Source organism: Paractinoplanes hotanensis (assembly GCF_023717965.1).
GTDB classification, from domain to species: Bacteria; Actinomycetota; Actinomycetes; order Mycobacteriales; family Micromonosporaceae; genus Actinoplanes; species Actinoplanes polyasparticus.
This window is the reverse complement of sequence record NZ_JAMQOL010000050.1, coordinates 1-20,040: the sequence shown is the minus strand read 5'-3', so window position 1 is coordinate 20,040 and position 20,040 is coordinate 1. Positions and strand designations below refer to the sequence as shown.

Sequence of the window (20,040 nt, the reverse complement as noted above, 5' to 3'; positions counted from 1 at the left end):
GCGATGGACCTGCCGCAGATGCTGGCCGACGTGCGGGCGCTGGTGACCTGCGAATCGCCCTCGGACGACCGGGCCGCTGTGGCCCGCAGCGCCGAGGCCGTCGCCGGGATCGGGCACCGGCTGCTCGGCGCGCACCCCCAACTGATCGTGATCGACGGCCGCACCCACCTGCGGTGGCGTTTCGGCGACGGGCCGCCCCGGGTGCTGCTGCTGGGTCACCATGACACGGTGTGGCCGATCGGTTCGCTCGCGCACACCCCGTACGGGATCGACGGGGAGATCCTGCGCGGGCCGGGCTGCTTCGACATGAAGGCCGGCGTGGTGCAGGCCCTGCACGCGGTCGCGTCGCTGCCCGACCGCCGCGGGGTGACCGTGCTCATCACCGGCGACGAGGAGCTGGGCTCGCCGACGTCGCGGGAGCTGATCGAGAAGGAGGCCGTCGGGTGCGCGGCCGCCCTGGTGCTGGAGGGCTCGGCCGACGGGGGCGCGCTCAAGACCGAGCGCAAAGGCGTTTCGCTGTACCGCGTACGGGTCACCGGCCGTGCCTCCCACGCGGGCCTGGAGCCGGAGGCCGGTGTGAACTCCACAGTGGAACTGGCTCACCAGGTGCTGGCTGTGCGGGCCGTGGCCGATGCGGCGCTCGGGACGACGGTGGTGCCGACCCGGATGGCCGCGGGCACCACCACCAACACCGTCCCGGCGCTCGGGGAGTTCGCCGTCGACGTCCGCGCCCGGACAGCTCTTGAGCAGGAGCGCGTGGACGCCGCCCTCCGCGCGCTCACGCCGGTGCTGCCGGGCGCCCGGATCGAGATCGAGGGCGGCCCCAACCGCCCGCCGCTCGAGGCGACCGCCTCCGACGCGCTCTACCTGCGGGCCGTGGCGATCGACGGCGAGCTGGACCGGGCCGCGGTCGGCGGCGCCTCGGACGGCAACTTCACCGCCGGTGTCGGCACGCCCACGCTGGACGGGCTGGGCGCGGTCGGCGGCGGGGCCCACGCGGCGGGGGAACACGTTGTGGTGGCCGAGATACCGCGCCGGGCGGCCCTGGTCGCTGCGCTCACGGCCGAGCTGCTCGCGGGATCGGCGGTCCACCCATGAGCGACCACACCGGCCTGCTGAGTCCGGCGTCAGCCGCGGCCGACCTGGCGGCCGCGGCGGCCGGCGTAGAGATCCGGATCATCACCGAGCTGCCCGAGCTGCACGAGGTGTTCTGGCTGTTCGACAGCATCTGGCACTCCGATCCGGCGCACGCGCCGGTGACCCGGGAACTGTTGCGCGCCATGAGCAAGGCCGGCAACTACGTGGCCGGCGCGTTCGACGACACCGGCCTGGTCGGCGCCTGCGCGGGCTTCTTCGCCGCACCGGACCGCCGCGAGATTCACAGCCACATCGCCGGGGTCGCGCGGGCCGCCCAGGGCCGCAACGTCGGCTGGGCCATCAAGCTGCACCAGCGGGCGTGGGCGTTGAGCCACGGCCTGATGAGGATCAGCTGGACCTACGATCCGCTGGTCAGCCGGAACGCCTACTTCAACCTGGTCAAGCTGGGCGGCGCGCCCGTGCAGTACCTGCCCGACTTCTACGGCCCGATGGGCGACGCCATCAACGGCAACGACGCCACCGACCGGCTGCTGCTGCACTGGGACCTGACCGCCCCGGACGTCGACCGGGTGGCCCGCGGCGACCGTCCGCACCGGTGGGACGCCGGCGCGCTGCGCGCGGCCGGAGCGGTGACGGCCCTCGGCCGTACGGCCGGAGGGGAACCCGCACCCGGCCGCGCCGACGGCCGGATCGTGCTGGTGGCGGTGCCGTCCGACATCGAATCGCTGCGCCGCACCGACCCTGCCTGTGCCCGGCGGTGGCGGGTGGCGGTGCGCGACGTGCTGGGCCCGCTGATCGACGATGGGGCCCGGGTGAGTGGCTTCGACCGGGCCGGATGGTACGTGGTGGACAGGGAGAAACGATGAAACTGGCCGGGATCGAGCTGCGCCGGATCCGGATGCCTCTGGTGTCACCGTTCCGCACGTCCTTCGGCACCGCGACCGAACGCGACGTGCTGCTGCTGCGGGCGGTCACCGACGAGGCCGAGGGCTGGGGCGAATGCGTCGCCATGAGCGACCCCCTCTACTCCAGCGAGTACGTGGAGGCGGCGGCCGACGTGCTGCGGCGCTACCTGGTGCCGGCGCTCGCCGCCCGCCCGCCGGACTCGGCCGTCGCCGTCGCGCCCACCCTGCACCGGTTCAAGGGCCACCGGATGGCCAAGGCCGCCCTGGAGACCGCGGTGCTGGACGCCGAACTACGTGCCTCGGGCCGCAGCTTCGGCCGTGAGCTGGGCGCCACCCGCGAGCGCGTGGCGTGCGGGGTGTCGGTCGGCATCATGGACTCGGTGCCCGAGCTGCTGGACGCCGTCGACGGCTACCTGGCCCAGGGCTACGTCCGGATCAAGCTGAAGATCGAGCCCGGCTGGGACGTGGCGCCGGTGCGGGCCGTCCGCGAACGCTTCGGTGACGACGTGTTGCTGCAGGTGGACGCCAACACGGCGTACACAGTGGGTGAGGCCCCGCTGCTGGCCGCGCTCGACCCGTTCGGGCTGCTGCTGATCGAGCAGCCGCTGGACGAGGAGGACGTGCTCGGCCACGTGGAGCTGGCCCGCCGCGTGCGGACCCCGATCTGCCTGGACGAGTCGATCGTGTCGGCCCGGGCCGCGGCCGACGCCATCCGCCTCGGCGCCTGCAGCATCGTGAACGTCAAGCCGGGCCGGGTCGGCGGCTACCTGGAGGCCCGCCGCATCCACGACGTGTGCGTGGCCAACGGGATCCCGGTGTGGTGCGGGGGCATGCTCGAGACGGGCCTGGGGCGGGCCGCGAACGTCGCGCTGGCCGCCCTGCCCGGCTTCACGCTGCCCGGCGACACCTCGGCCTCGGACCGCTACTTCCGCACCGACGTCACCGAGCCGTTCGTGCTCCAGGACGGCCACCTGCCCGTGCCGACCGGTCCCGGCCTCGGCGTGGAGCCGCTGCCCGAGATCCTGGCCGACATCACCACAGCCACGGAGTGGCTGCCGTTGTAAGGGCCGCGGTTCGACCCGCCGCTTCTCCGAGTGACCCGCTTCTCTTCATGAGGCCGGATCGAACCGGAAGGCGGGCGCGGCCCGTACCTCCTGGCGACGCATCCGGTCGCAGCGAGGAGACAGCGATGGACGGACTCGACGAGCCGACCGAGACCTACCCGCTGCTGTCCGGGGCGGCCGGCTTCGCCTTCCAGCACCAGCCGGCGGCAGCACCGTTGAAGGATCAGGCGGGCGAGCCGGTCACGTTCTCGGCTGGGACGGCCAGCCTCCCGGCCGGGTCGGACTCCTTCCGAAGCGAGCCGGACAGGGCGCCGGTGGACGATGAGCCGCCCACCGAAGAGTTCGCCCCGGTCCCACCGCGCCGCCCCCGTCCGAAGGTGGTGGTGGCACTGGTCGGCGTCGCGGTTCTGCTCGGCGTCACCGCCCTGATCGTCACCACCATGTCGTCATCGCCGACCACGCCGGCGGCCGCGGCCGCCCCCGCGTTCGCCGCCGGCACCTTCGACCTGGTCAGCAACGTGACCGAGCTGAACCTCACCCTGGGCCGCCCGGCCGGCGGCCCGATCCGGGCCAGCACCCCACCCGGCAGCGGCATCACCCCCGCGACCAGCGTCGACGGCACCGAGGTACGGCTGACCGCCCGACCGACCGGGGCTGCCGGCCCGGGCCGCCTGGACGTGCTGCTCGACGAACGGATCACCTGGACGATCCGCATGAACGGCGGCGTGCGCGCGGCCACATTCGTGCTGACCGGCGGCATGGTCCGTGCGGTCGACCTGACCGGCGGCGCCGACACGGTGTACCTGGCCCTGCCCGACGCAGCGCGGGTCCTGCCGATCCGCATGTCCGGCGGCGTCCGCGAGTGGAGCATCCAGACCGACGGCGAGGTGCCGGTGCGGGTGCAGGCCCGCTCGGGCGCGGGCGTGGTGAGCCTCTACGGCAAGCGCGAGAGCGGCATCGCCCGGAACACCACCCTGACCGCCGGCGACGGTTCCGGCCTGGAGGTGACCGCCGCCGCCGGTTTCGGCTCCTTGGCTGTCAGCTCACGCTGAGTGGGCATGTGCGGCGCTCGGGCGAACGGGCCTTCGCGGCCGGCGTAATCCGGCCCGGCCGCCTGGAGAACCACGCGCACGGCCCGACCGATCAGAGCCAGTCGGGTGGGTCGGCGGGGTGCAGGGCGGGGTCGTCGACCGGGAAGGTGCGCACCGGGCCCGGGGGAGTGCCCGGCCCCTCGAAGCGGATCGTGACCCGGCCCCGGCCGCTGCCCCACACCCAGCCGGGGCCGTGGTCGTCGTGGCGGACGTCCTGGCCGGGGCGCCAGTCGAGCGCTGCGGCAGGACGCTCGACCACGGCGGGCGAAGGCTCCAGGGGCTCGGGCTCGGCGGTCGTGCTGCCGAACAGATCGTCCTGCACGAAGTCGGCGAGGGTGGTGGCGCCGACGCCGAGCAGGCGGATGCCGGCCGACGTGTCGATGTCGGACAGCAGGCGGCGGGCGAACTGGGCGACCAGCCGCGGGTCGTCGGTGGGCTGGGCCCGGGTGGCCGAGCGGGTGATCGTGGTGAAGTCGTGGTGGCGGACCTTGATGGTGACCGTGCGGGCCGACAGCCCGCCGGCCCGCAGCCGGCCGCCGACGCGGGTGGCCAGCAGGTCGATCTCGGTGTTGAGGCGGGCCCGGTCGGTGAGGTCGACGTCGAACGTCTCCTCGGCCGAGACGGACTTGGCCTCGCGCTCGCCGACGACCGTGCGGTCGTCGCGGGCGCGGGCCAGGCGGTGCAGGCTCGCGCCGTGGGCCTGGCCGAACCAGTCGATCAGGTCGGCCGGGTCGACGCGGGCCAGGTCGCCGATGGTGTGCAGGCCCGCGCGGCGCAACCGTTCGGCGGTGGCCGGGCCGACGCCCTGGAGCCGCGTGACCGGCAGCGGGCGTAGCAGCGCCTGTTCGTCGCCGGGCGCGACGACCGTCAACCCGTTCGGTTTGTGCAGGTCGGAGCCGATCTTGGCGACGAGCTTGGACGTGCCGACGCCGATCGAGGCGGTCACCCCGCCGGTGGCGGCCGCGATCGTGCTCCTGACCTGTTCGGCGAGCGCGGTGACCCCGGCCACGGAGAGATCGTGGCGGCCGGCGGCGGCCAGATCGACGTACGCCTCGTCGATCGACACCTGCTCGATCAGGGGCGACACCTCGGCCAGCACCGCCATCACGACCTCGCTGGTCTTGCGGTACGCGGAGAAGCGCGGCGCGAGGAACGCCGTGCCGCTCGGGCAGCGGCGGCGGGCCTCAGCCGTGGGCATGGCCGACCGGGCGCCGTACTGCCGGGCCTCGTACGACGCGGTGGCGACGACACCCCGCCCGGCCACCCCGCCGACGATGACCGGACGGCCGCGCAGCGACACCTTGTCGCGCTGCTCGACCGCCGCGAACATCGCGTCGAGGTCGACATGGGCGATGCTCGCCTCCCGCCTTCGTCCACCGTTCACCAGCCCAGTGTCCGTCAGGGGTACGACAGAAAGGGCTCAGCCGTGCAGCGTGGGGCGGTAGACGAGCTCCTGGGTGCGGCCGTCGAGCGTACGGGTCCCGACCAGCTCGAGGTCGAAGTCTGCGGCGCCTGCGGTTCTCGGCCTGACCTGCTCGGCCCCGAACTCCCCGGACCGTCGCGGTCCGGGGAGTTCTCGTGCTCAGCAGGTGGTTCCCGATGCCGATGGGTCGTAGGAGACCACCAGGCGGACGGGGGACCCATGGGCTGGCGCTCGTCCGTGGCGCGCACGCTGGCGTTCTCGCTCGCGTTCCTGGGCGCGACCTACGCCGGCCGGCTCACGGTCATGGACTCGACCAACCTGAGCCTGGTCTGGCCCGCGGCGGGCGTCTCGGCGGTGTGGTTCCTGGTGCAGTACCGCTCGCGGTGGCGGTCGCTCGACGTGGCCGCGCTGAGCGTGATCACGACCGCGGTGAACATGGCCACGGGCGCTTCGGTGGCGCTGGCGGCCTGGTTCGTGCTGGCCAACCTCGTCCAGGCCGGGTTGTTCGCCTATCTGGTGCGGCGTTGGCTGCCCCATCTCGTTCACGACCCGCTCACCCGTACGCAGGACCTGTGGCGCCTGATGGCGGCCGCGCTGGTCAGCACCGGCGGCGGGGCGCTGATCGGACCGACCGGCGTGTGGGCGGTCAGCGGCACGTACTCGTGGCCGGCGACCGCGGTCTGGATGACCCGCAACACCGTGAGCATCCTGGTGCTCGCCGCGGTCTGGTTCACCTGGCGCCACGCCGGGCGTGACATCCCCGGGCGCTGGGCCGCGACGACGCCGCAGCGCCGATTCGAATACACCGCGCTCGTCGTGCTGTCCGTCGCGGCGTACGCCGCGGTCTTCGGCCTCAACAACGACCTGCCGCTGGCCTTCACGGTGATCGGGCTGACCGTGTGGGCCGGCTCGCGCCTGAACACCGCGTTCGTCGTCCTGCACGGCCTCGTGTTCGGCGCGGTGTCGGTGCTGTGCACGCTGCACGGCAGCGGCACGTTCGCGTACATCGGCTCGCACGCGGCCCAGGCCCTGGTCGCCCAGGCGTTCGTCGGCATGATCGCGGTGTTCGGCCTGGCCCTGGCGCTGGGCCGCGACGAACGGTCCGCCCTGGTGACCCAGCTTCGCACCGAGCGGACCGCCACCGCCGACCAGGCCAAGCTGATGACCGCCATCGTCAACTCGATGGCCGAGGCCCTCACGGTGGTCGACGAACAGGGCCGGCTGCTGGTGCGTAACCCGGCCGTCCGGCGGTTGCTCGGAGGCGTCGTGAGCACCTCCGAGCACATGGCCAAGCCGGAGTTCTACGGCCTGTTCCACCCGGACGGCACCCCGGTGGAGCCGGACGAGATGCCGTACCGGCGGGCCTTGGCGGGCACCGACGTCCGCGGCCTGGACATCCTGGTCCGCAACCCCGGCGTGCCCCAGGGCCGGCTGCTGAGCGTCAGTTCGACCGCCGTGCCGGGAAGTTTGAACGGGGTGCGTTGCGCCGTCACCGTCTTCCACGATGTCACCGCCGAACGCCGGCACCGCGACGAACTGGCCGCGTTCGCCGGTGTCGTCGCCCACGACCTGCTCAACCCGCTCGCCACCGTCGAGGGCTGGACGTCCTGGCTGATCGACGCCCTCGACGAGCCCGGCGCGCCGGACGATCCGCAGGCCCGCGACGGGCTGGGCCGGATCGGCCGGGCCGCCCGCCGGATGCGCGGCATGATCGACGACCTGCTGTCGTACACCACGGCCCGCGACGCCGCCCTCGCCCCGACCCTGGTCGACCTGGGCGTGCTGGTCAACGACATCGCGATCGCCCGCATCGACCAGGCGCAGAGCACCGGCACCCCGGTGCCGGCCTTCGACATCGGCGAGTTGCACGCCGTCTACGCCGACCCCGTGCTCGCCCGGCAGCTGCTGGAGAACCTGATCAGCAACGCCATCAAGTACACCGGCGCCGGTGTGGTCCCGCGGCTGCGGGTCCGCACCGGGCAGGCCGACCACCTCGTCACCGTGACCATCGACGACAACGGCATCGGCATCCCGGACGGCCAGCACGAGAGCATCTTCGAGTCGTTCCATCGCGCCCACCGATCCGCCGGCTACTCCGGCACCGGTCTCGGCCTGGGTATCTGCAAGCGCATCGTCGAACGCCACGGGGGCGCCATCGCCGCGACGGCCGGGCCCGACGGTCACGGCTCCCGGTTCACGTTCACCCTGCCGGCCGACGCCACCGTCGTGCCGCCGCCCGAGGACACTCCCGTACCGGCTTCGTCGCCGCCCGTGGCGGCCAGCGGACCCGGCCCGGACGAGGACCGGCCCGAGCTCTTCCCGGCGACCGGCTTCGAGCACGCCGCGCACCTGGTCCTCGACTATCTGCACGAGCAGATGCCGCTGGCCTTCTGGGCGGTCACCCGGGTCGAGGGCGGCCGTCAGATCTACCTCTATCTGGACTCGGACAACGGCTACGGGCTGCGCCAGGGCCAGAGCCACCCCTGGGAGGACAGCTTCTGCGTGCACATGGCGGCCGGTGAGGCCCCGGCCGTGGCGGTCGACGCCCAGGCCGTGCCCGCGTACGCGAAGGCCGGGGTCAACAAGGCGCTGACCATCGGCACGTACGCCGGGGCGGTCATCACCGAGCCCGACGGCAGACTGTTCGGCGCGATCTGCGGCCTCGACCCCGGCGCCCGCGTCAACGACCCGCGCCTGGCCGACGCCGAACCCCTGCTGGCGTTGCTGGGCCGGCTGCTCACCGCGGCGCTCGCCACCGACCGCCTCCAGGACCTGGCCACCAACGCGCTGCTGCGCGACCACCTCGGCGCCAAGGCCGACGCCCTCACCGGCCTGCCCGACCGGCGGGGCTGGGAGCACATCGTCGAACGCACCCAGGCCCGCTTCGAACGCCTCGCCGATCCGACCGTGGTCGTCCTGATCGACCTGGACGGCCTCCGGACGACCAACGACACCCGGGGCCGCGTCACGGGCGACGCCTACCTCAAGGCCGCGGCCACCGTGGCCCGGCGCGCCACCCGCGACACCGACTTCGTCGCCCGGGCCGGCGACGACGAGTTCGGCCTGGTCCTGCCGGGATGCACCCCGTCCGGCGCCGAGGCCGTCATCAACCGGATCAGCGCCGAGCTGGAGGCGGCCATGGTCCCCGCCTCGATCGGCTGGGCCGCCACCGACCCGGCCGACGGCGTTCCGGCCGCGCTGGACCGGGCCCGCGCCGCCCTGCACGCCGCCAAGCACCGAAAGCGTTCCGAACTGCTCTCGTCCCGCCACTGAGAATCTCTCGTCCGGCGCGGAGCCCCGCCCGATAGGCCGGAACACCACCCTCGTCCTCAGGAGCGCCCATGACATCGCTGCCGCCTTCGACCGTGCTGATCGCCGAGGACGACGAGGACGTCCGTGACCTGGTGGCGCTCCGGCTGTCCGCGGCCGGCTACCGGACCGTCACGGTCGACAACGGCAACGCCGCCCTCACCGTGGCCAACCTCGAGCGCCCCGACCTGGTGGTGCTGGACATCGACATGCCCGGCCTGGACGGCCTCACGGTCTGCCAGCAGCTGCAGGGCATGGCCCGCACGTCCCGCATCCCGGTGCTGATCCTCAGCGCCCGCGGCCGCGACCTCGACGCGAGCCAGGGCCGCGCGATGGGCGCCGACGACTACCTGGCCAAGCCGTTCGACTCCGCCGACCTGCTGGACCGGGTCTCCCACCTGCTGGCCGACGCCCGCCGCTAGCCCGGGTAGGCGACGACGCGGTCGCGGCCGGTCTGCTTGGCCTCGTAGAGGGCGCGGTCGGCCTGGGCGAGCAGCAGGCGCAGGTCGGGGCGCTCGCCGTGGGAGCAGGCCAGGCCGACGCTGATGGTGACCGGCAGCGAGCCGGCGGCGGTCGGCACCGGGTCGCCCGAGACGATCCAGTGCAGGCGTGACGCCAGTTCCGAGGCGGAGACCGGGATCTGCGGGGTGACCACAGCGAACTCCTCGCCGCCGTAGCGGCCCAGCACGTCGCCGGGGGCCACGACGCTGCGCAGGCGTTCGGCGACCGTCCGGATCACCTCGTCGCCGACCGGGTGGCCGTACGTGTCGTTGATGCTCTTGAAGTGGTCGATGTCGATCATGATGGCGGCCACCGGGTCGCGGCGCAGACGGCCGGCCTCGGCGAAGAAGTGGTTGCGGTTGTTCAGACCGGTCAGGCCGTCCATCGTGGCCATGCGGCGCACCTGGCTGAACAGGCGGGCGTTCTCGTACGCGGTCATGCCCTGGGCGGCGATGGCCGCGGCCACCTCGGCCTGGGCCTCGGTGACGACGGCCCGGCAGCCCACCAGCAGGACGCCGAACTGCTCGTCGTGCCGGGCCACCGGAATCGCCCACCAGCTGCGCGGCATGCCGAGGAGGGCGTCGAACGCGTTCCCCGTGGCGCCGGTGCGCGGGCCGGTCAGGTCGAGCAGCTCCTCCGGTACGGGGTGCACGCGGATCCCGACCTGGGCGGCGGCGCCGTGCGTGGCCGCGACCACCAGCTCCCCGTCGGCCGAGCCGGCCAGCAGCACGGCGGAGTCGGCGTCGAGCGTCCGGGACAGGCTGCTCAGCAGGCGTTGCATCACCTCGTCGGGGTCCAGCGAGGAGCTCTGGTCGGCCATGGCCGCGCGCAGCGTCTCGGCCACGTCGCGCTGGCGGCGGGCGGCCTGCACCGCGACCTCGAGCTGGGCCGCCCGCGCCGTCTCGAGCGACACCGCGATGTGGTTGGTGATGGCCTTGAGGATGGCCACGTCCTCCCCGGTGAACACGCCCTTGGCGACCCGGCTGTCCAGATAGACCACGCCGCGCAGCTGACCGTCGAACTGGAGCGGGGCGATCAGGATGCTGCGCAGGCCGTGCACCTGCATGCTGTGCGACCCGAGGGCCTCGCCCTCCTCGCTGCCGGTCACCACGATCGGCTCGGCGGTCTGCCGCACCCGGTCGACCAGGGTCGCGCTGTAGCCGGTCAGCTGCTTCAGGTCGTGACCGCCGCCGTCGCGGCCCACGAGCGGCACCAGCTGGTTGTGGCCGGCGCCGGGCAGGAAGAGCAGCGCCCGCTCGGCGCCCAGGATCCGCAGCGTCTCGTCGAGCGCCACCCGGGCCAGCTCGCGGGGGTCGAGCACGGTCGCCGAGGCCAGGCTGACCTGCTGCAGGGCCTCGAGGCGGCGGCGGAACAGATCGGTCGGGCGGCTGTCGGTGGCGTTCCGGACCGGGCTGGCCGGTTCGGGCCGGCTCGCCGGGAACTCGTCCTCGACCCACCGCACCCGCTGGGGCCACTGCTGCTCGGTGGCGATGGTGTGGGCCGCCTTGGCCTGGAGCGCGGCCGAAGCGTTCTGGTTCAGGGTGGTCAGCGCCCGGGCACGGACGCGGGCGGCCTCGTACGCGATGAGCGGCGCGTCCAGCGGCAGCAGCTCCACCTCGATGTCGCTGAGCAGCCGCACCGCCTCCAGGGGCCGGCCGTCGAGCAGCGCGAAGTCGGCCTCGGCGACCCGGTGGAACCCGCGCAGCGGTTTGTCGGTGGCCTTCTCGCCGAGCCGGTCGACCGCGGCCCGGGCGGCCGAGCGCAGGGCCTCGCGGCTGGCCGACAGCCCGGCCCGGCGCCACCGGGCGAGCCGGCCCAGCGCCTCGAACACATAGAAGACCCGCTGCGCGGGGACCATCGAACCGGGCTTGAGGCCGAGCGCCGCGAACTCGGCCGTGAGCTGGTCGAAGGGCTCACCCAGCTGATCGGTCTCGAAAAGGGCGATCATCCGGGCCCCGTACAGGTTGATCAGTTGCATCGCGTTGTCCGGGTTGGCCCGCAGGAACCGGCGCAGCGCCTCGATGTGCGAGGCCGCCTCGTCGGGCCGCCCCAGCTGGGCCGCGATGATCGCCGCCACCGCGCGGAACGCGGCCCCCTCGGCCTCGGCGCCCGGGCCGAGCCGGGCCCGGCCGCGCCGCAGCCAGGCCTCGGCGTCGGCCGTGCGCCCGCGCTTGTAGAACTGCATGCAGACGCCGCCCACGCCGGTCAGGTAGTCGCCCAGATCGAGCCAGCGCTCGTGCTCGATCAGCACCCGGCCCCAGATCAGCCCGTCCTCGTCCCGGCCGCCGAAGTGGCTGCCGACGCCGCGCTTCCACTCGATGTAGCCGATCAGCTCCGGGTCGCCGATGCCGGCCGCGACGGCGGCGGCCCGGTCGAAGAGCCGGTCGGCGAACTTCGGCCGGTTGGCCACGTCGGCGATCACGCCCAGGCCGGCCATGTGCTGGGCGTACTCGCGGCCGGGGCCGAGCCGGTTGATCGGGTACAGCGCCCGCAGGCTCATCACCGCGCGCATGACCCGGTGCATCCGCATGGACAGCGAGTAGGTGGCGATGTCGTACAGGATGGCCTGGAGCCGGAAGCGCTCGCGCCGGCGGCCGTCGGCGGTGCCGAAGCCGAGCCGGGTGCGGCCGACGAACAGCCCCAGCAGCAGCGAGAACAGTGTGGTCACGGCCATGCCGGGCCGGCTGCGGGGCAGCGGCGAGCCCAGCTCGGACAGCCCGCGGCGCACCGCGTCGAACGCCCGGTCCGGGTTCCAGGCGCTGTTGTGGACCACGGCCATCAGCGCCCGGATCTCGGCCCGGCGCACCTTGTCGGGCTCGCCCCGCAGCGCCTGGTCGAAGTGGCGCAGCGCGTTGGCGAACTGGCCGGTGCGGGCGCAACTGGTGCCGAGCGCGACGTAGAAGCCCGGCTGCGGGGTCAGCTGCGCGGCCTCGGCCGCCCGGGCCGCGATCTCGAGGAACTGGCGGGCCTCGGCCGGCGCGTGCTCGGCCAGGGCCAGCCGACCGGCGGCGTAACTGCTCAGGTAGACCCGCTCGGGGCGGCGGCCGGGTTCGCCGCGCGCGTAGTGGCGCGCCGTGGCGTACACGAAGCTGGGGGTGTCGAGGCGGGCGCCGTCGAGCACCTCGGCGATGCGCTGGTGCAGCCGGCGCTCGGTCTGCCCGTCCAGCTCGGCCAGCAGGGCCTCGCGGATCCGGTCGTGCAGGAAGCGGTAGCCGTCGGGCCCGGCCGCGGTCACCAGCCGCCGCGACTCGGCCTCGGCCAGCAGGGATCGGGCCCGCCGGGGCTCGCTGTCGCAGACGGCCGCCACCAGGTCGACCGGGAAGTACCGCCCGGCCGCAGCCCCGGTGATCAGCAGGTGGCGGCTCTCCAGGCCGAGGCCGTCGATGCGCTGGAGCACCAGGTCGGCGGCGTCGCCGGTGACGTCGATGCGGTCGAGGCCGGCCTGGTCGAGCCGCCAGTCGCCCCAGGACGGGGAGATCAGCCCGGCGTCGATGACCGCCCGCACGTACTCGCCGACCGTGAACGGGTTGCCACCGGCCCGGACGGCCATTTCCCGCACCTGCTCGCCCGGCAGTTGGACGGCGCCCAGGTGCTCGTCGACCAGCCGGGCCACCGCGTCCGGCTCCAGCGGGCCGAGCGGGATCCGGGTGTCGAGAGTGGTGTCCATGTCTGCGCCGAACCGGTCGAGCGCCGCCGCGTCGTCGGCGCCGTCCCGGCCGGTCGCGATGATGAGCAGGGGAGTGGCGGTCAGCCGGCTGGTCATCTGCTGCAGCACCCGCCGGGTCGGCCCGTCGAGCCACTGCACGTCGTCGATGTGCACGACGGCGCCCTGGAACTCGTCGGCCAGCCCGATCAGGAAGGCCGAGACGGCGTGCACGAACTGCTCGTGCCGGCTCTGCTCGCCGATGTCGGGCAGCTGCACCAGGTCGGCCAGCAGCGGGGACAACGTCCGCAGCAGGGGACCGCCGCGCCCCGCGGCCCGGTGCAAACGCCGCACGGCTTGCTCGCGCTCGGGCGCCGGCAGTCGTTCCACGGTGCGTAGATACCGTTCGACGGCGCCCCGCAGCGGCGCCAGGGGCATCGGGTCGTCGGGCATGCACTTGCCGTACAGCACCAGGTCGCCGTCCACCGCGACGGCGTTGGTCAGCTCGCGGACCAGCCGGGTCTTGCCGGCGCCGGCCGGACCCTCCACGATGGCCGCCCCGCCGGTGCCGTCGCGGGCCTGGAGCCACCGGTTGGCCAGCGTGATCATCTCTTGGTCGCGGCCGACCAGCAGGGCCGGGCCGACCGGCTGGATCGCCTGGCGGTCGGTGGCCGCCGGGAACGCCCCGCTCGGCTGTGCGGCCAGCCGGTTCAGGTCGTCGATCAGGCTGCCGCCGCTCTGGTAGCGGTCGTCGGGGTCCTTGGCCATCAGCGTCGCGATGATCGTGGCCAGGGTGGGCGACAGGCCCGGGATGCGCTCGCGGACGTCGGGGATCGGCGCGGTGGCGTGCAGCCGGATGAGTTCGCCCGCGTCCGTCGCCTGGTACGGCGGCGCGCCGGTGACACATTCGAAGAGCAGAACACCCAGGGCGTACAGGTCGGACCTGCCGTCGACGGGCCGTTTGAGCATGCCGGTCTGCTCGGGCGGGCTGTACGCGGGGGTGCCGGCGACCCCGCCGTCGTCGGTGCCGTCGCGGACCGCGAGTCCGAAGTCGATCAGGCGGGCGGTGCCGGCCGGCTCCACGATCACGTTGTCCGGCTTGATGTCGCGGTGCACCAGCCCGGCGCCGTGCGCGGCGGCCAGCGGCCCGGCCAGGTCGAGGGCCAGCCGCACGACGTCGGGCTCGTCGAACGGCCCCCGGCGCAGCGCCTGCGCCAGCGAGACACCCTCGACGTACTCCAGGACCAGGTACGGGCCGACGACCGTCTCGCCCACCTCGAAGATCCGCGGCAGCAGCGGGTGCCCGACACAGCCGAGCAGAGCGGACTCCCGGCGTACGGCGGTGAGGGTGTTCCGGTCGGCCGAGGACAGCACTTTCAGCGCGTACTCGTCACCGCGGCGACGCACCCGGTAGACGGCCGTCCCGGCGCCGCGCCCCAGCTCCGAGATCACCTCGAAGTCCGAAAGTGATCCGGGCGCCGTCCCAAAGATCGCGGTCAACGTGTCCTTCCCCACCCCAGCGAGCTATCCGGACGGTACGCCTTGGCCAGGTCAGACACCAACCGCCGACCGGATCGGAAGTCGATCCCGGCGAACACCGGGCCGAGCGCCGCGTCGTCATGGCGGCCGCGGGCGCTCTCAGCCGGAGATTCCGGCGTACGTCAGCCAGCGTTCGCGCGGGGAGAGGCGGAGGCGGATCTTGCTGGGGTCGACCCGGCCCAGAGCGGGCAGGCGTTCGCGGATGCGCAGCTGGGCGGCCTCGGTGGCGTCGGTCAGCAGGCGCTGGACGGCGGCGTGGTCGCGGTGTTCCTGGGAGAGCATGACGATCAGCTTGGCGCGGCCGCGGACGACGTCGCCGCGGCACAGGCGGGACTGGGCGTAGGCGATCTCGCAGCGGCGGGCGTGGGGCTGCATCGCCGCCTGCACCTCGGCCAGCAGGGTGGGCGTGTCGACCGTACGGTGGGGAAGTTGCCACCAGAGCCAGATCGGGTAGGGGACCCGGCCGGTGAAGGTGGCGCCGGTCTGGCGGCTCGACGGCGGGTACGAGCAGCGCATGGCCGGGCTGATCGCCACCTTCCAGTCGTCGATGAGGCTGTCGTCGGGCTGGTCGGCCCCGTGGCGGCGGTGGCCGGCGGTGGCGCTGAGTCTCGGCAGCGCGTCGAGCCAGCCGCCCGACCACTGCGGGAGGGTCTGCGGGTCGTCGGCGTTCACCGGCAGCACCAGGTTGATGAACGTCGTCTTGCGCATGCTGGAGATCGAGGCGGCCAGCACCCCGATGCCGCGTTCGCGCAGGGCCGCCACGGCCGCCGCCGTCGTTCCGGTGCGGGACGGGCCGACGAGGCTGGCGATGACCGCCCGCTTGGGGGTCAGCACCGGCGCGTCCGGGAAGAGCCGGCCGCGCGCCTGCCGGTAGCGCTCGCGGTCGAAGCCGCGGATCGTGAACCATTCCCCGCGTACGCGATTGAACCGCTGGTCGTTGAGCTTCAGGCCGAAGCCGTACTCCTCGGCCAGCGCGGCCAGCTCGGTCTCGAAGTCGAGCCGGGACTCGGACATCTGGGGATCGACCCCGATCGAGAACCGCAGGCAGGGCGCGATCGCGTCGCGCAGGCGCTCGTTGGACCCGTCGCCGCGCTCGGCCCGGATGCTCAGCGGCACCGGGGCGACCGGCGTGTGCAGGTGCAGCACGGGGGCGTCGCGTTCGGCGGCCAGGCCGGTGAGCTTCTCGATGACCAGCGCCTGCATGAGCGACTCGCGGTAGGTGGGGGACCAGTGGGCCGTGCCCAGGGTGATCAGCACCTCGACCTTGCGGGTGGACTGGTTGAGGAAGCCCGGGTTGGGCACGGCATGCCCGAAGTACGAGTAGGTGTCGTGCTGCCCGGCCGGGTCGGCCGGGCCCAGCTGCACCCGGCCGCTGAACGCCGACATCGCCGAGGGCCAGGTCGACATCGACATCGACAGGCCGGCCACCGAGAAGTGGCAGAAGTCGGTCGGCCAGCCGTTCGGATCCTCCTTGTCGGGGTCGATGATCGGGGTGGGCAGCGAGCCGTTGGCCGGGCCGTGGGTCAGCGTGAACTGCACCGACGAGAAGTGGGTGCCGGCCGCCTCGGCCGCTATCCGGGCCAGCTCGGACGACTTGGTGGAGTTCGCCGGCCGGGTCACCTCACACCTCACCACGGGCGTCGAAGAAGTCGTCCGGCTCGACGGTGGCCCGGGTGGCCCGGCGGGCGTCGCGCAGCCAGCGGGGCACACGCGCCGACCGCGGCACCGAACTGCTGCGATGCTGCCGCCGGGCGTAGAACTCGCTCAGGCAGCAGAGCAGGATGACGATCAGGACGGCCAGGGCGAGCTGGAACAGCCGGGTCATCTCGCGGTCGGAGTCGACCGTGCCGACCACGATGGCCAGGGCCGTGGTCACCACGACCGAGGCGGCGGCCAGCGTCCGCTGGAACTTGTGCAGCTGGCCGAGCACCGACTTGGTGCTGGGCAGGTCGAGCCGGGCCAGCAGCAGGCCGGGCACCAGCAGCAGGACGGCGACGACGGCGTCGGCCTGGTCCGGCACGAAGCCCTCGGGTATCTCGGACGAGTACAGCCAGCTGATCCCGCCCGACAGCAGCGTCCCGATCCCCAGTACGACCAGGGCCAGGCCGGCCACCATCCGGGTGATGCTCTCGATCAGGGCCGGCGCCTCGTCGGCCAGGGTCATGAACGCGAAGACCCGCACCGGCTCGGTGGACTGCGGGCTGAGCTCGACCGACGGGCGGCGCCAGTGCGCGTGGGCGCCGTGCTCGCGGGGGTCGTTGTCACAGGTGACGTCCCGGCCCACCTGTGTGGCCCGCAGCCCGGCGGCGATGTTGCGCAGGGCAGGGCCGGGCAGCCCGCTCTTCGCCAGATGCTGAAGGCCGTCGGCCGCGTAGTGCGCGCAGAACGCGGCCAGCACGTCGAGCGAGCAGTCGCCCGCGCTCAACGCCCGCAGGACCTGCTCGGCGGTCAGCCGGACCGGCGGGGGCGACGAGCCGGGCCCGACCGGGATCGGCAGCCGGGCCAGATAGGCCTCGTAGCCGGCCAGGTCGACCAGGCGCCGGCGGCCCAGCTCGGCCAGCCGCGACGCGATGCCCTGCATCTCGAGTTCGAGCAGCTTGTGGTGGCTGCCCAGCCGGTCGGCCCGCCGGGCCACCGATTCCAGATCCTGGGCGAGCACCTCGACGAACTCCGCGTCGACGTCGCTGGACATCAGGAACCGGCGGACGCTGATCTCCTGCCGGGTCTCGAGGGTCAGGTGGTACGCCTTGACCGAGCGCGGGATCTCGGTCTCGTACTCGACGACGAACTCGCGGTTCACCGGCAGCACGTTCTTGGCCAGGTTCGGCCACCGGGCCGGGTGGCGCTGCGCCGGCAGCAGCGGGGCCTCCCAGGTCAGGAAGCGGCGGGGCCGGTCCAAGCCGAGCTGCGCGACCAGGATGTACTGCCGGACAGCCAGCTGCAGCAGCCGGGCGAACGGCACCAGATCGCCGTCCCCGGTGGGGAAGAGCGCCTCCAGACCGGTCAGGGCCAGGTCGCGTACGGGATGGGAACCCCGCAGCCCGGCCGCGTGATCCAAGGGGGTGTGCAGCCGCTGCCCGGCCGCCGCCCCCACCATGATCAGCTCGGTGACGGCCGCCTCGATGAGCCAGCGCGACCGCTGGTGGGTGTGCCGCAGCTGGTGGATCGGGGTGGCCGGCGCCGAGACGTCGTCGTGCGCGTTGATCAGCATGAACAGCAGCTTCACGAAGGCGGCCGCGGTGACCCGGTTGGCGTCGCGGTGCGAGAGCCGCGGCACGACCTCGCCGTTCGAGTCCCGGATGACCACCGGGGCCAGGTCGGTGCGGCTGTAGCGGGAGACGGGCACCCACAGCGCCGTGTCGCCGGGCACCAGGAGCGTCTCGCGCAGCCGGCCCGAGATGACATCGACATCGACGTCGACGCTGATCGTCCGGCTCATGTGCCCGCGGTCCATCAGCGTCAGGTGCTCCGAGAGCCGCGGCAGGTGGTCGAGCCGGAACGACAGGTCCATCAGGGCCAGGCCGAGCGCCGCCTCCCGGCTCGGGAAGGTCATCGGCGCCGTGGGCACCGGCAGCGCCCGGATCATCGTGCGCAGATGGTCCAGTGGCCCGTCACCCCGCCGCTCGGCGACCGCTGACGGCGCCCGGAGGTGGACAGTCATGCGTTGATCCTCCCCGCCCGCATCTGCTGACAGCAGATCCGCTTGGCCCGTGGCCCACCCCCGCCCGATGGTGGAAGCCGACTGAAGGAGACTCCCATGCATCCACCCACTGCGGCGACCCCCTGGAGTGCGGGGTCCATCGACGACCAGGTGGCCGCCCGGCTGCTGCACCAGCGCATCATCGTGCTCGGCGCCGAGGTCGACGACCAGATCGCCAACCGGCTGTGCGGGCAACTGCTGCTGCTGTCGGCCGAGGACCCGCGCGGCGTGATCAGCCTCTACATCAACTCGCCGGGCGGGTCGGTCACCGCCGGCCTGGCCATCTACGACACCATGCGGCTGATCCCCAACGACGTCAGCACGCTGGCCCTCGGACTGGCCGGCAGCATGGGGCAGTTCCTGCTCACCGCGGGCACGCCGGGCAAGCGGTTCGCCCTGCCGCACGCCCAGGTGCTGATGCACCAGGGCTCGGCCGGGTTCGGCGGCACCGCGGCCGACGTCGAGATCTACGCCAACCAGCTCGAGCGGCTCGGCCAGACGTTGCTGCGGCTCACGTCCGAGCACACCGGGCAGCCGATCGAGACGGTCGAACGGGACAGCCGGCGCGACCGCTGGTTCACCGCCGGCGAGGCGCTGGCGTACGGGCTCATCGACCACATCCTCGACAGTGTGGACGACGTGCGCCCCGAGATGGCCCGCCAGCCGATGGGACTGAGCGCATGAGCCAGTACACGATTCCGACCGTGGTCGAGAAGACGCCGAACGGGGAGCGCGCCTTCGACATCTACTCCCGGCTGCTGTCCGACCGGATCATCTTCCTCGGCACCGAGATCGACGACGGTGTGGCCAATGTGGTCATCGCCCAGCTGATCCACCTGGAATCGTCCGGCGAGCAGGAGATCGGTCTCTACATCAACTCACCCGGCGGCTCCTTCAGCGCGCTGACCGCGATCTACGACACCATGCATTTCGTACGCTGTGACATCGCCACCATCTGTGTCGGGCAGGCCGCCTCGGCCGCCGCCGCCCTGCTCGCGGCGGGCACCCCGGGCAAGCGCTCGGTGCTGCCGCACGCCCGGGTCACCCTGCACCAGCCGTCCAGCCAGGCCCGGGGCACCCTGCCCGACCTGGCCGTGGAGGCCAAGGAGGTGGCCAAGGTGCGGGCCGAGATGGACCAGATCCTGGCCGAGCACACCGGCCATCCCCTCGCCAAGATCCGGGCCGACACCGACCGCAGCATGGCCCTGCGCGCGTCCGAGGCGGTCGCCTACGGCTTGGCCGACCGGGTGATCACGCGCCGGGAGGCCCGCGCCTACCGGCTGGACGCGGCTTAGGCGGCCAGCATCACGTCGCCCGAACGGTGAGGGGCCCGCGCGCGGCGCAGGCGGGCCTGGTCGAGGCGGAGGACGGGGGCGTGGTCGACCGCGAGATCGCGCCCCACCTCGGCCAGCAGGTCGGCCAGGTCGATCCGCAGCGAGTCGCAGACGACGGCCAGGATCTCGGAGCTCGGCTCCTTGCGGCCGCGCTCGACCTCGGACAGGTATTGCACCGAGACACTGGCCTCGCGGGCCACCTCGGCCAGCGTGCGCCGCTGCTCGAGCCGGCGCCGGCGCAGCACGTCACCGACGAGGGTGCGCAGCAGCGGCCGGGATCGCCGCGGTTTGTCGGCCATGGCCCGACCGTAGAACAAGCCCGGCCCCGGCCGATACCCGTCGGCCGGTGTTCAGCCGGAAGCGTAGCCGCGGGGGGGGGCGGCGGCGGCCCGGGGGGGGCCCCGGGGGGGCGCGGGGTGGGGCGCGGGGGGGG

13 protein-coding genes are annotated in these 20,040 nt (G+C 73.4%); 8 read left to right on the top strand and 5 right to left on the bottom strand.

Going from position 1 to position 20,040, the window contains the following annotated elements; genetic code table 11:
• Positions 1-3: 3 nt before the first annotated feature.
• From LXN57_RS34355 to LXN57_RS34340, 4 genes are all read left to right on the top strand, one after another.
• Entirely contained in the window at positions 4-1,098 is a 1,095-nt protein-coding gene (locus LXN57_RS34355; protein ID WP_251802393.1) for a M20/M25/M40 family metallo-hydrolase, read from the top strand.
• Positions 1,095-1,964 carry a GNAT family N-acetyltransferase gene (locus LXN57_RS34350; protein ID WP_251802392.1) on the top strand — a complete coding sequence of 290 codons (870 nt, stop codon included), beginning with the start codon at positions 1,095-1,097 and terminating at the stop codon, positions 1,962-1,964. Before LXN57_RS34355 ends, LXN57_RS34350 begins: the two co-directional genes overlap by 4 nt.
• The gene (gene menC / locus LXN57_RS34345) at positions 1,961-3,067 is read left to right on the top strand and encodes an o-succinylbenzoate synthase (RefSeq protein WP_251802391.1); all 1,107 of its coding nucleotides are present in this window, start codon (positions 1,961-1,963) and stop codon (positions 3,065-3,067) included. The genes LXN57_RS34350 and menC overlap by 4 nt, the downstream gene beginning before the upstream one ends.
• Positions 3,068-3,192: 125 nt before the next feature.
• Positions 3,193-4,119, top strand: a complete 927-nt coding sequence (locus LXN57_RS34340; protein WP_251802390.1) for a hypothetical protein — start codon at positions 3,193-3,195, stop codon at positions 4,117-4,119.
• Between the two features lie 91 nt (positions 4,120-4,210).
• On the opposite strand, the gene LXN57_RS34335 is transcribed toward LXN57_RS34340, so the two are convergent.
• Positions 4,211-5,542 carry a DNA polymerase IV gene (locus LXN57_RS34335; RefSeq protein ID WP_251802389.1) on the bottom strand — a complete coding sequence of 444 codons (1,332 nt, stop codon included), beginning with the start codon at positions 5,540-5,542 and terminating at the stop codon, positions 4,211-4,213.
• A gap of 258 nt (positions 5,543-5,800) precedes the next feature.
• Between LXN57_RS34335 and LXN57_RS34330 the strand changes: the two genes are divergently transcribed.
• A complete protein-coding gene (locus LXN57_RS34330) occupies positions 5,801-8,854 on the top strand; it encodes an ATP-binding protein (protein ID WP_251802388.1) in 3,054 nt (1,017 codons plus the stop codon).
• Positions 8,855-8,922: 68 nt separating this feature from the next.
• Complete coding sequence (locus tag LXN57_RS34325; RefSeq protein ID WP_251802387.1) at positions 8,923-9,312, top strand: response regulator transcription factor; 390 nt, start codon at positions 8,923-8,925, stop codon at positions 9,310-9,312.
• Here the strand turns inward: LXN57_RS34325 and LXN57_RS48045 are convergent.
• The 3 genes from LXN57_RS48045 to LXN57_RS34305 all read right to left on the bottom strand — a co-directional run bounded on the left by LXN57_RS48045 (position 9,309) and on the right by LXN57_RS34305 (position 18,234).
• Complete coding sequence (locus LXN57_RS48045) at positions 9,309-14,534, bottom strand: diguanylate cyclase (RefSeq protein WP_285904704.1); 5,226 nt, start codon at positions 14,532-14,534, stop codon at positions 9,309-9,311. The genes LXN57_RS34325 and LXN57_RS48045 overlap by 4 nt on opposite strands.
• Positions 14,535-14,672: 138 nt before the next feature.
• Positions 14,673-16,193 carry a hypothetical protein gene (locus LXN57_RS34310; protein ID WP_251802386.1) on the bottom strand — a complete coding sequence of 507 codons (1,521 nt, stop codon included), beginning with the start codon at positions 16,191-16,193 and terminating at the stop codon, positions 14,673-14,675.
• A 1-nt stretch (position 16,194) separates the two neighbouring features.
• Positions 16,195-18,234, bottom strand: coding sequence for a hypothetical protein (locus LXN57_RS34305; RefSeq protein ID WP_251802385.1), 2,040 nt, complete (start codon positions 18,232-18,234; stop codon positions 16,195-16,197).
• A 96-nt stretch (positions 18,235-18,330) separates the two neighbouring features.
• Here LXN57_RS34305 and LXN57_RS34300 point away from each other — a divergent pair, with 96 nt between their 5' ends.
• Both LXN57_RS34300 and LXN57_RS34295 read left to right on the top strand, forming a co-directional pair.
• Positions 18,331-18,957, top strand: a complete 627-nt coding sequence (locus LXN57_RS34300; RefSeq protein ID WP_251802384.1) for a ClpP family protease — start codon at positions 18,331-18,333, stop codon at positions 18,955-18,957.
• Entirely contained in the window at positions 18,954-19,568 is a 615-nt protein-coding gene (locus LXN57_RS34295; protein ID WP_221375337.1) for a ClpP family protease, read from the top strand. The genes LXN57_RS34300 and LXN57_RS34295 overlap by 4 nt, the downstream gene beginning before the upstream one ends.
• Here the strand turns inward: LXN57_RS34295 and LXN57_RS34290 are convergent.
• Complete coding sequence (locus LXN57_RS34290; protein WP_438872941.1) at positions 19,565-19,906, bottom strand: helix-turn-helix domain-containing protein; 342 nt, start codon at positions 19,904-19,906, stop codon at positions 19,565-19,567. The genes LXN57_RS34295 and LXN57_RS34290 overlap by 4 nt on opposite strands.
• Between the last annotated feature and the right edge of the window lie 134 nt (positions 19,907-20,040).

Excerpts from the sequence above, each read along its gene's own strand:
- LXN57_RS34290 (WP_438872941.1), bottom strand. The coding sequence starts at position 19,906 with ATGGCCGACAAACCGCGGCGATCCCGGCCGCTGCTGCGCACCCTCGTC.
- LXN57_RS34295 (WP_221375337.1), top strand. The coding sequence starts at position 18,954 with ATGAGCCAGTACACGATTCCGACCGTGGTCGAGAAGACGCCGAACGGG.
- LXN57_RS34325 (WP_251802387.1), top strand. The coding sequence starts at position 8,923 with ATGACATCGCTGCCGCCTTCGACCGTGCTGATCGCCGAGGACGACGAG.
- LXN57_RS34340 (WP_251802390.1), top strand. The coding sequence starts at position 3,193 with ATGGACGGACTCGACGAGCCGACCGAGACCTACCCGCTGCTGTCCGGG.
- LXN57_RS34305 (WP_251802385.1), bottom strand. The coding sequence starts at position 18,234 with ATGACTGTCCACCTCCGGGCGCCGTCAGCGGTCGCCGAGCGGCGGGGT.
- LXN57_RS34330 (WP_251802388.1), top strand. The coding sequence starts at position 5,801 with ATGGGCTGGCGCTCGTCCGTGGCGCGCACGCTGGCGTTCTCGCTCGCG.
- LXN57_RS34355 (WP_251802393.1), top strand. The coding sequence starts at position 4 with ATGGACCTGCCGCAGATGCTGGCCGACGTGCGGGCGCTGGTGACCTGC.
- LXN57_RS34350 (WP_251802392.1), top strand. The coding sequence starts at position 1,095 with ATGAGCGACCACACCGGCCTGCTGAGTCCGGCGTCAGCCGCGGCCGAC.
- menC (WP_251802391.1), top strand. The coding sequence starts at position 1,961 with ATGAAACTGGCCGGGATCGAGCTGCGCCGGATCCGGATGCCTCTGGTG.
- LXN57_RS34300 (WP_251802384.1), top strand. The coding sequence starts at position 18,331 with ATGCATCCACCCACTGCGGCGACCCCCTGGAGTGCGGGGTCCATCGAC.